The sequence below is a fragment of the Endothiovibrio diazotrophicus genome (genome assembly GCF_054657215.1).
Window position 1 is genome coordinate 1 of sequence record NZ_BAAHXB010000163.1, and the last position, 9,519, is coordinate 9,519.

A 9,519-nucleotide genomic window follows, 5' to 3' on the forward strand; every position below is an offset into this window, starting at 1 on the left:
ACACTCAACACTAAACACTGCAATGAAGCTCCCCCGCCCCCTGGTCAACCAGCTCCTCGCCCTCGCCCAGCACGATCCCGAACGGGAGGTGTGCGGATTGATCGCCGGCCGCGACGGCCAACCGCACCGCCTCCACCCGGTGGCCAACCTCGCCGACCGGCCGGGGCGGCTGTTCCAGATGGACCCGGCCGGTCAGATCGTGGCGATGCGCGCAATGCGCGAGGCGGGCGAGGAGCTCGTGGCCATCTTCCACTCCCACCCCCACGCCCCGGCCCGGCCATCCGCCACCGACATCGCCGAATCGGAGTATCCCGAAGTGCTGCACCTGATCGTCTCCCTCGACACCAAGGGCGTGCTGGAGATGCGCGGCTATCGAATCGAGGACGGCGGGGCGCGGGAGGTGGTGCTGGAGCTGGAGATGGCCTGAAGGCTTAGTGTAAGGAGTGCGCGATCGGCGTTGAAGTTATTCTTTCGCGAGCGCCAAGGTCACTGCCGCGTCTGCGGCACCTCGGGGTGGAACCCCTCGACGAAGAGACGGCCGACGTCCACACGGTCGAAGACGTAACGCTGATTGCAGAACTCGCAGGCGACCTTCACCGCGCCGTGCTCATGGAGGATCATCCGCACCTCCGCCTCCCCCAGCTGTTCCAGGGTGGTCTCGATGCGACCCCGCGAACAGCTGCAGCGGAAACTCACCGGCTCCGCCTCGAACAAGCGCACCGCCTCCTCGTTGTAGAGCCGGTAGAGCAGCTCCTCGGCGGGAAGCTCCAGCAGTTCGGCGTCGGTCACCGTGGCGCCGAGAATCTCCACCCGCTCCCAGTCATCCTCCCAATCCCGCGTTCCGGCCCCCTCCTCGGGTAGACGCTGGAGCAGCATTCCGGCCGCCCGCTCGCCGCTCGCGGCCAGCCAGAAGCGGGTGCCGAGCTGCTCCGACTGGCTGAAGTACCGCTCCAGCGCGGCGGCCAGGGAGTCGACCCCGTCCAGTGAGACCACCCCCTGGTAGCGCTTCCTGCCGGGACCGGGATCGATGGTGATCACCAGCCGCCCACCCTCCATCAGCGCCGCCAACCCCCCCTCGGGCAACTCACCCTCCCAACGGGCGAGGCCGCGCAGATGGCGCTGGTGATCACACTGGGCCACCACCAGCCGCACCGCCCCCTCGCCCTGGAGCTGGAGAATCAGCGAACCCTCGAACTTGATGGTCGCACTGAGCAGCGCGCTGGCGGCCAGCGCCTGGCCGAGCAGGGCGACCACCGGCGGTGGATAGTCGTAGCGATCGAGTACCGCGCGGAAGCTGCTGTCGAGGTGGACCAGCTCGCCGCGGATGCCGGTGTGCTCGAAGAGGAAACGGTGAAGGGTGTCACGCACACGCATCGGGCTACTCACTCCGCCAACGCCTCGGCCACTTCGCGAACCAAGTGAGGCCCGCGATAGATGATCCCGGTATAGAGCTGCACCAGCTGGGCGCCGGCGGCCAGCTTCTCCCGGGCGTCCGCGGCGCTGAGGATGCCGCCCACGGCGATGATCGGCAGCCCGTCGCCGAGCCGACCGAAGAGGCGCGCCACCACCTCGGTGGAGCGCTCGCGCAGCGGCGCGCCGCTCAATCCCCCGGCCTCGTCGCCATGCACCATGCCGACCACCGCCTCACGGGTCAGGGTGGTGTTGGTGGCGATCACCCCGTCGATGCGGTGGCGCAACAGGGTCTCGGCCACCCCGTCGATCCCGGCATCGTCCAGGTCGGGGGCGATCTTCACCGCGATCGGCACGTAGTGGCCGTACTGGTCGGCAAGCCGCTGCTGCTGCTCCTTGAGGCCGCCGAGCAGACGGTCCAGGTCGTCTCCCTGCTGCAGGTCGCGCAGCCCCGGCGTGTTGGGAGAGGAGATGTTGACGGTGACGTAGCGCGCCACCCCGTAGACCGCCCGCAATCCGCAGACGTAGTCGTCCAGCGCCTGCTCGTTGGGGGTCGCCTTGTTCTTGCCGATGTTGACCCCGATCACCCCGCGGTAGCGGGCGTGGCGGACGTTGTCCACCAGATTCTGCACCCCGTGGTTGTTGAACCCCATGCGGTTGACCACCGCCTCCGCCGCCGGCAGGCGGAAGAGCCGCGGCCGCTCATTGCCCGATTGGGGGCGGGGGGTGACCGTACCCACCTCGACGAAGCCGAAACCGAGGGCGCCGAGGCCGTCGATGCAGTCGCCGTCCTTGTCGAGCCCCGCGGCGAGCCCCACCCGGTTGGGGAACTCGATGCCCATCACCTTCACCGGCGCGTGGACCGCCCGCCTCCACAGCAGCGAGGAGAGCCCCAAGCCGTCGACCAAGCGCAACCCCGCCAGGGTGAGGTTGTGGGCGCGCTCCGGGTCGAGCCGGAAGAGCAGCGGACGGATCAGCGAATAGAGCATGGGGTTGGCGTGTTTGATTTGAGTTGGGATGAAAAACGCGGAGAACGCAAAGACGCAGAGAGCGCAAAGAAGAAGAACTACCGTTTAAAACACGCATCGGGCTCGCAACCTCTTCTTCTCCGCGTCTTTGCGCCTCCGCGTCCTCCGCGTTTCCCACGAGGAGTCGAGAAGAAGCTCGTCAGGTCTTGGGCAGGGTGACGCCGGTCTGGCCCTGGTATTTGCCGCCGCGGTCGCCGTAGGAGGTCTCGCACACCTCGTCGGATTCGAAGAAGAGCATCTGCGCCACCCCTTCGTTGGCGTAGATCTTCGCCGGCAGCGGGGTGGTGTTGGAAAACTCCAGGGTCACGTGGCCCTGCCACTCCGGCTCCAGCGGGGTGACGTTGACGATGATCCCGCAGCGGGCATAGGTGGACTTGCCGAGACAGACGGTGAGCACGCTGCGCGGGATGCGGAAATACTCCACGGTGCGCGCCAGGGCGAAGGAGTTGGGCGGGATGATGCAGACGTCGGATTTCACGTCGACGAAGCTGTTGGCATCGAAGTTCTTCGGATCGACCACCGCCGAATTGATGTTGGTGAAGATCTTGAACTCATCGGCACAGCGCACGTCGTAGCCATAGCTCGAGGTGCCGTAGGAGACGATGCGGTGACCGTCGGCCTCGCGCACCTGCCCCGGCTCGAAGGGGTCGATCATCCCTTCGTTCTCGGCCATCCGCCGAATCCACCGGTCCGCCTTGATACTCATCGTCGTCTACCCGAATCCCAAACAAAGACAAAGACCGTAGGTTGGGTTGAGCGACAGCGAAGCCCAACACCTCCCCGGAGCCGTGCAACGTCGGGCTTCGCTATCGCTCAACCCGACCTACACCACTCACCCGAAATCAAATACCAAAACGCCACAAGGGACGAAGAGACGCGAAGTATATTGAAAAATACCCCTTCGCGCCTCTCCGCCCCTCGTGGCACGCCGCCCGGAGCAGCACAGCCGCCCCAAGCCGTCTTCCCGCAATGATCGGAAAACTCGCTAGCGTTTTCCGATTAGTCGTTGGCAATGACGATCTGCGGGAACTTGGTGGCGTAGTCCTTGCTTTGCTGCGCCAGCTTGGCGGCGGTGTTGCGGGCGATCTCCTTGTACATGGCGGTGATCCTCCCCTCGGGCTCGGCCACCACGGTGGGCTTGCCGCCGTCGGCGTGCTGGCGGATGGTGATGTCCAGCGGCAACGAGCCGAGGAAGTTGACGTGGTACTGCTCGGCCATCCGCTCGCCGCCGCCCTCGCCGAAGATGTGCTCCTCGTGGCCGCACTTGGAGCAGATGTGGATCGACATGTTCTCCACCACGCCGAGCACCGGCACCTCCACCTTCTGGAACATCTTGAGACCCTTGCGGGCGTCGAGCAGGGCGATGTCCTGGGGCGTGGTGACGATCACCGCGCCGGAGACCGGCACCTTCTGCGCCAGGGTCAGCTGGGTGTCGCCGGTGCCCGGCGGCAGGTCGATGATCAGGTAATCCAAGTCCTTCCAGCTGGTGTCGTTGAGCAGCTGCTCCAAGGCCTGGGTGACCATCGGGCCGCGCCAGATCATCGGCGTCTCCTCGTCGATCAGGAAGCCCACCGACATCGCCTGCACGTGGTAGGAGTTCATCGGCTCCATCGACTGGCCGTCGAGGGACTCCGGCTTGCCGGAGATGCCGAGCATGCGCGGCTGGCTGGGGCCGTAGATGTCGGCGTCGAGGATGCCCACCGTGGCCCCCTCGGCGGAGAGCGCGAGCGCCAGGTTGACCGACACGGTGGACTTGCCGACGCCGCCCTTGCCGGAGGCCACGGCGATGATGTTCTTGACGTTCTTGATCGGTTTGAGGCCCTTCTGCACCGCGTGGGGGGCCACGTCCCAGGAGACGTTGGCGGTCACTTCGGCGACGCCATCGAGCGCGCTCACCTTCTCCTTGACCTCGGCCTCGAGGGTGGAGAGGAAGCTGTTGCAGGGATAGCCGAGGATGACGTCGACGGTCACCGCAGCGCCGTCCACCTTGATGTTGCGCACCTCACCGGCGGCCACCAGGCCCTTGCCGATGTGGGGGTCGTTGATCTCTTTCAAGACGGCTTCGACCGCCTCGCGGGTAACTTCTGCCATGGGGGAGTCTCCTGCACGGCCCGGCACGGGCTGGGAATTTGAGAAACCAAGTATTTTACACGATTTTTCGTGCGCTGAGCGAGATGTGGGGTTGGGCCTGAGGGGTTTCAAGGGGCGCGGCGTCCGGTGTCGGGACGATGCCCACCCCCTTTCCTACCCCTCCCCCTCGCACCCCTCGCACCCCTCGCACCCCTCGCACCCCTCGCACCCCTCGCACCCCTCGCACCCCTCGTTTCCACGCTCTGCGTGGAAACGCCCCTCTTCGACGCTCTGCGTCGTGCCGAGCGGGGGCACCGCCCTCTCAGCGCCCCACTCTGCACCAGGACGCAGAGCGTCCAAGGCCTCCCGGTTACGACGCGGAGCGTCGTAACCAGCAAAAGCGTCGTAACCGGAAAAACCAGCGGAAGCACCGTTTGTCAGGGACTCGCCCCCCACCCGAACGGGACGTACCAGCCGGAGGGGAGATCATCACATCCATGCCGTGCCTCCGTTCACGTCGGCGCGGTAGCGCCGACCTACGCCTCGCCCCACAATCGAATTTGCGTCCATTCGCCTGCATTTGCGGACAAATCTTCTTCATCCGGCCTATGGCATAATGCCCGGTCCGGCAACCCCGAACGAACGAGCCCCGCCATGACCGACACCCGCCGCAAGATTCTCATCACCAGCGCACTCCCCTACGCCAACGGCCCGATCCACCTCGGCCACCTGGTGGAGTACATCCAGACCGACATCTGGGCGCGCTTCCAGCGGATGCGCGGCGAGGAGTGCTGGTACGTCTGCGCCGACGACGCCCACGGCACCCCGATCATGCTCCACGCGCAGAGCCGCGGCATCGAACCCGAACAGCTGATCGCCGAGATCTGGAAGCAGCACTACGCCGACTTCAGCGAATTCGCCATCGGCTTCGACCAGTACTACACCTCCCACTCGGAGGAGAACCGCTACTTCGCCGAGCTGATCTACACCCGGCTGAAAGAGGGCGGCCACATCAGCCAGAAGGCGATCGTCCAGGCCTACGACCCGGAACAGAACCTGTTCCTGCCGGATCGTTTCATCAAGGGCGACTGCCCCAAGTGCGGCGCCCCCGACCAGTACGGCGACTCCTGCGAGAAGTGCGGCGCCACCTACACCCCGGCGGAACTGAAGAACGCCAAATCGGTCATCTCCGGCGCCACGCCGATCGAGCGGGAATCGGTGCACTACTTCTTCGAGCTGGCCCACTTCGAGACCATGCTCAAGCAGTGGACCGGCTCCGGCCACCTGCAGGAAGCGATCGCCAACAAGCTCAACGAGTGGTTCGCCGACGGGCTGCGCGGCTGGGACATCTCCCGCGACGCCCCCTACTTCGGCTTCGAGATCCCCGACGCGCCGGGCAAGTTCTTCTACGTCTGGCTCGACGCGCCGATCGGCTACATGGCCAGCTTCCGCAAGCTGTGCGAGGAGCGCGGCATGGACTTCGACGCCTACTGGGCCCCCGAGTCCGAGGCCGAGCTCTACCACTTCATCGGCAAGGACATCGTCTACTTCCACGGCCTGTTCTGGCCGGCGATGCTCTACGGCGCCGACTTCCGCACGCCGACGGCGATCTTCTCCCACGGCTTCCTCACCGTCGACGGCCAGAAGATGTCCAAATCCCGCGGCACCTTCATCAAGGCGCGCACCTACCTCGAGCACCTCAACCCCGAGTACCTGCGCTACTACTTCGCCGCCAAGCTGAGCGGCGGGGTCGACGACATCGACCTCAACCTGGAGGACTTCCGCCAGCGGGTCAACGCCGACCTGGTGGGCAAGGTGGTCAACATCGCCAGCCGCTGCGCCGGCTTCATCGGCAAACGCTTCGGCGGCGAACTGGCCCCGCGGCTGGCCGAACCGGATCTGTTCAACGACTTCATCGCCAAGGGCAAGGCAATCGCCGAGCTCTATGAGAAACGCGAGTTCAACCATGCGGTGCGCGAGATCATGGCGCTCGCCGACCGCGCCAACCAGTACATCGACGCCGCCCAGCCGTGGGTGGTGGCGAAAGAGGAGGGGCGCGACGGCGAGCTGCAGGACATCTGCTCCATGGGCATCAACCTGTTCCGCGTGCTGGTGCTCTACCTGAAGCCGATCCTGCCGCTCACCGCCGAGAAGAGCGAGGCCTTCCTCAACGTCGACCCGCTCGCCTGGAGCGATCTCGACCAGCCGCTGCTCGGCCACCACATCGGCAAGTTCAAACCGCTGATGACCCGTGTCGAGGAGAAGGATGTTGCGGCGATGGTCGAGGCCTCCCGCGAAAACCTCGCCCCCACCGCTGCGGCGCCGCAGGGACCGCTGGCCAAGGAGCCGATCTTCCCCGAGATCGGCTACGACGACTTCGCCAAGATCGACCTGCGCATCGCCCGCATCGCCAAGGCCGAGCACGTCGAGGGGGCCGACAAGCTGCTCCGGCTCACCCTCGATCTGGGCGGCGAGACGCGCAACGTCTTCGCCGGCATCAAGTCCGCCTACGCCCCCGAGGAGCTGGCGGGCAAGCTCACCGTGATGGTCGCCAACCTCGCCCCGCGCAAGATGAAGTTCGGTCTCTCCGAGGGGATGGTGCTGGCCGCCGGCCCCGGCGGCAAGGAGCTGTTCGTGCTCCACCCGGACGAGGGGGCGCAGCCGGGGATGCGGGTGAAGTAACCTACATCGCTCCCCCCGGCGGCGTTGCACAAAGGGTTGCATACAACGAGTATGCGCCCCTTTGCGCGCCTTGCCGGAGGGACGTCTCGACGCCCCAAGAAGGAAGTTATTCTTTCGCGGGCCCTAAGGAAATCCGATGACCGATCACTTGGGTTCTTGCTTGTGTGGCACTGTGAGATTTGAGGTACACGGGGACTTCGACAGCCTTTACCTGTGTCATTGCCACCATTGCCAAAAGGACACGGGGTCAGCTCATGCCGCAAATCTGTTTTCGCGGTCAGCTGAATTGATCTGGTTGGCGGGTGCAGATGCTGTGACTTCGTTTACGCTTCCAGGCACTCGCCATAACAAAAGCTTTTGTAAGCTGTGCGGCTCAGCCTTGCCAAACACTCAGATCGCAGGTTTGCTCGTCGTTCCTGCAGGGTGTTTGGACACCGAGATCTCTATATCGCCAACTGCACACATCTTTTCATCCAGCAAAGCCGCTTGGGAAGGGGGGATAGGGGAAGTGCCAACGTTCGAGGGACTGCCAGATTGATCTACCATCACATGGGCCAGTGGCCGACCAACCGGGCCGACCAACCGGGACACCCATAGTAACGATGGGACGACAGGAGCAGAGGCTATCCCTCGCCACACGGCTCCAACAACGCTTGGCACAAACGCACCGACAGTCGGTAACCGTCCTGAACCATACGCTCCAGCAGCGGTGCAACGTCCGCCACGATCCCCCGTCGCTTGGCCGCGACCAACAAGGCGCCGGTGCCGACGATTTCGATCCTCAACCTGCGCGCCTCACGCCGCCCCTTCTGCTCATCGATCAACGCCAATACACCCGCTCCCTGGCCATCGTCGGTTCGGCGGATGAGCGGCTGCGTCATGCGGGGCGCCGAGACGATCCAATTGAAAGATGCGCGCCGAATGTTGGGCGGATTAGCGATCGCATAATCTGCCAGACCGGAGCCGATTCCGGCGAAGTCGCCTTCGTTCCCGGCGGATTACGCTATCGCTAATCCGCCCTACGGGGCTGAGCCATTCCAAACCCGTCCATCGCGATCCGCGCCGCCGTCGCGATGAGCCCGTCGTTCCATTTGGCATCTGCCCGCTCCTGCGTGGAGTAGACCGCGAGCAGCAGCGGCGGCCGTCCCGGCGGCCACAGCACGGCGATGTCGTTGGCGGTGCCGTAGGCCCCCGATCCGGTCTTGTCGCCGACCGCCCAGGAGGGGGGCAGCGCGGCGCGGATCCGCTTCGCGCCGGTGGTGTTGCCGCGCAGCCACGTGCCCAGCTGTTGCCGCCCGGCCGCCGGCAGCGCCTCGCCGAGCACCAGCGAGCGCAGGCTGCGGGCCATCGTCTCGGGGGTCGCCGTATCGCGGGGATCGCCGGGGAGACAACTGTTCAGCTCGGTCTCCCAGCGATCCAGGCGGAAGCGGTCGTTGCCGATGGAGGCCGCATAGGCGGTCACCGCCGCGGGGCCGCCGAGGAGCTTCATCAACAGATTGGCCGCGGTGTTGTCGCTGTATTGAAGGGCCGCGGCGCAGAGGTCCGAGACGCTCATCCCGTCGGCGAGGTGGCGTTCGGTGAGCGGCGAGTAGTGGACGAGGTCTTCCCGACTGAAGTCGATCCGTCGCTGCAACAGGCCGTCGACGTGAGCGGCCCGCGCCAACACGGCCCCGGCCAGGATCACCTTGAAGGTACTGCACAGGGGAAAGCGCTCATCGCCGCGATGGGCGATCACGCCCCCATCGGCGGTATCCAGCGCGAACACCCCGAGACGACCGCCGAACGCCTGTTCGAGCACGGCGAGCCGCTCCTCGGTCGAATCGGTCCGGCCCCCTTCGGCAAGGCAGGAGACGCTGGCCAACACGGAAGGAATCACCGCGGAGGTGAGCAGAAAGGAGCGACGCTTCATGGCGTTGGGTTCCGTTGTCGTTGAGTGGAAAAAACGCTGAGGGCCGGACGGACCAGCGGTAACGCGATCTGCCGGATCGGAGCCGATTTCGGCGATGAAGCCTTCGTTCCCGGCGGATTACGCTGCGCTAATCCGCCCTACGGGGCCTGGATTCTTGTTTCATGCGTGCGTAGGAAATGTATGCCAAATAAGCATCGTTGAAATGTAGCGACGAGAGTTCCAGCGGCGGTGGCGCATATTCCGGACCTTCCAACGGCACAGGGTCTATATATCTGATGCCCCTCTTACTCAACGCTATTCTCCACTCTCTTTCCACCCATTCAGAACAGGAAGCGGACTGTGACCAGAACAAGTAAAATATGTCTTTATTGGGAACCTGCTCTTCCAGCTTACGCCTCCAGTCCTGGCCCGACCTTAAGG

At 65.0% G+C, this 9,519-nt stretch carries 11 protein-coding genes; 3 read left to right on the plus strand and 8 right to left on the minus strand.

Features of this window, described 5'->3' with window-relative positions; translation table 11 throughout:
- The coding region (locus ACYQ2W_RS24160; protein ID WP_459873195.1) for a M67 family metallopeptidase at positions 1 to 427 on the plus strand (427 nt) is incomplete at its 5' end.
- A 59-nt stretch (positions 428 to 486) separates the two neighbouring features.
- Here ACYQ2W_RS24160 and hslO read toward each other — a convergent pair.
- The 5 genes from hslO to ACYQ2W_RS24185 all read right to left on the minus strand — a co-directional run bounded on the left by hslO (position 487) and on the right by ACYQ2W_RS24185 (position 4,823).
- Complete coding sequence (gene hslO / locus ACYQ2W_RS24165; protein ID WP_459873197.1) at positions 487 to 1,374, minus strand: Hsp33 family molecular chaperone HslO; 888 nt, start codon at positions 1,372 to 1,374, stop codon at positions 487 to 489.
- A gap of 8 nt (positions 1,375 to 1,382) precedes the next feature.
- Entirely contained in the window at positions 1,383 to 2,399 is a 1,017-nt protein-coding gene (locus ACYQ2W_RS24170; RefSeq protein WP_459873199.1) for a quinone-dependent dihydroorotate dehydrogenase, read from the minus strand.
- A 178-nt stretch (positions 2,400 to 2,577) separates the two neighbouring features.
- Entirely contained in the window at positions 2,578 to 3,144 is a 567-nt protein-coding gene (dcd, locus tag ACYQ2W_RS24175) for a dCTP deaminase (protein WP_459873201.1), read from the minus strand.
- 293 nt (positions 3,145 to 3,437) lie between these two features.
- Complete coding sequence (apbC, locus tag ACYQ2W_RS24180; protein WP_459873203.1) at positions 3,438 to 4,529, minus strand: iron-sulfur cluster carrier protein ApbC; 1,092 nt, start codon at positions 4,527 to 4,529, stop codon at positions 3,438 to 3,440.
- Positions 4,530 to 4,682: 153 nt separating this feature from the next.
- Complete coding sequence (locus ACYQ2W_RS24185; protein WP_459873205.1) at positions 4,683 to 4,823, minus strand: hypothetical protein; 141 nt, start codon at positions 4,821 to 4,823, stop codon at positions 4,683 to 4,685.
- A gap of 339 nt (positions 4,824 to 5,162) precedes the next feature.
- Here ACYQ2W_RS24185 and metG point away from each other — a divergent pair, with 339 nt between their 5' ends.
- Complete coding sequence (gene metG, locus ACYQ2W_RS24190) at positions 5,163 to 7,190, plus strand: methionine--tRNA ligase (protein ID WP_459873207.1); 2,028 nt, start codon at positions 5,163 to 5,165, stop codon at positions 7,188 to 7,190.
- A 136-nt stretch (positions 7,191 to 7,326) separates the two neighbouring features.
- Positions 7,327 to 7,728, plus strand: a complete 402-nt coding sequence (locus tag ACYQ2W_RS24195) for a GFA family protein (protein ID WP_459873209.1) — start codon at positions 7,327 to 7,329, stop codon at positions 7,726 to 7,728.
- 85 nt (positions 7,729 to 7,813) lie between these two features.
- Here ACYQ2W_RS24195 and ACYQ2W_RS24200 read toward each other — a convergent pair whose 3' ends face one another.
- From ACYQ2W_RS24200 to ACYQ2W_RS24210, 3 genes are all read right to left on the minus strand, one after another.
- Positions 7,814 to 8,071, minus strand: coding sequence for a PIN domain-containing protein (locus ACYQ2W_RS24200; protein WP_459873211.1), 258 nt, complete (start codon positions 8,069 to 8,071; stop codon positions 7,814 to 7,816).
- A gap of 128 nt (positions 8,072 to 8,199) precedes the next feature.
- Positions 8,200 to 9,099, minus strand: coding sequence for a class A beta-lactamase (gene bla, locus ACYQ2W_RS24205; RefSeq protein WP_459873213.1), 900 nt, complete (start codon positions 9,097 to 9,099; stop codon positions 8,200 to 8,202).
- Between the two features lie 127 nt (positions 9,100 to 9,226).
- The coding region (locus tag ACYQ2W_RS24210) for a TIR domain-containing protein (RefSeq protein ID WP_459873215.1) at positions 9,227 to 9,519 on the minus strand (293 nt) is incomplete at its 5' end.

Bases quoted from the DNA above. Each gene is read 5' to 3' on its own strand.
- dcd (WP_459873201.1), bottom strand. From the start codon at position 3,144: ATGAGTATCAAGGCGGACCGGTGGATTCGGCGGATGGCCGAGAACGAA.
- ACYQ2W_RS24200 (WP_459873211.1), bottom strand. From the start codon at position 8,071: ATGACGCAGCCGCTCATCCGCCGAACCGACGATGGCCAGGGAGCGGGT.
- ACYQ2W_RS24170 (WP_459873199.1), bottom strand. From the start codon at position 2,399: ATGCTCTATTCGCTGATCCGTCCGCTGCTCTTCCGGCTCGACCCGGAG.
- ACYQ2W_RS24195 (WP_459873209.1), top strand. From the start codon at position 7,327: ATGACCGATCACTTGGGTTCTTGCTTGTGTGGCACTGTGAGATTTGAG.
- metG (WP_459873207.1), top strand. From the start codon at position 5,163: ATGACCGACACCCGCCGCAAGATTCTCATCACCAGCGCACTCCCCTAC.
- hslO (WP_459873197.1), bottom strand. From the start codon at position 1,374: ATGCGTGTGCGTGACACCCTTCACCGTTTCCTCTTCGAGCACACCGGC.
- bla (WP_459873213.1), bottom strand. From the start codon at position 9,099: ATGAAGCGTCGCTCCTTTCTGCTCACCTCCGCGGTGATTCCTTCCGTG.
- apbC (WP_459873203.1), bottom strand. From the start codon at position 4,529: ATGGCAGAAGTTACCCGCGAGGCGGTCGAAGCCGTCTTGAAAGAGATC.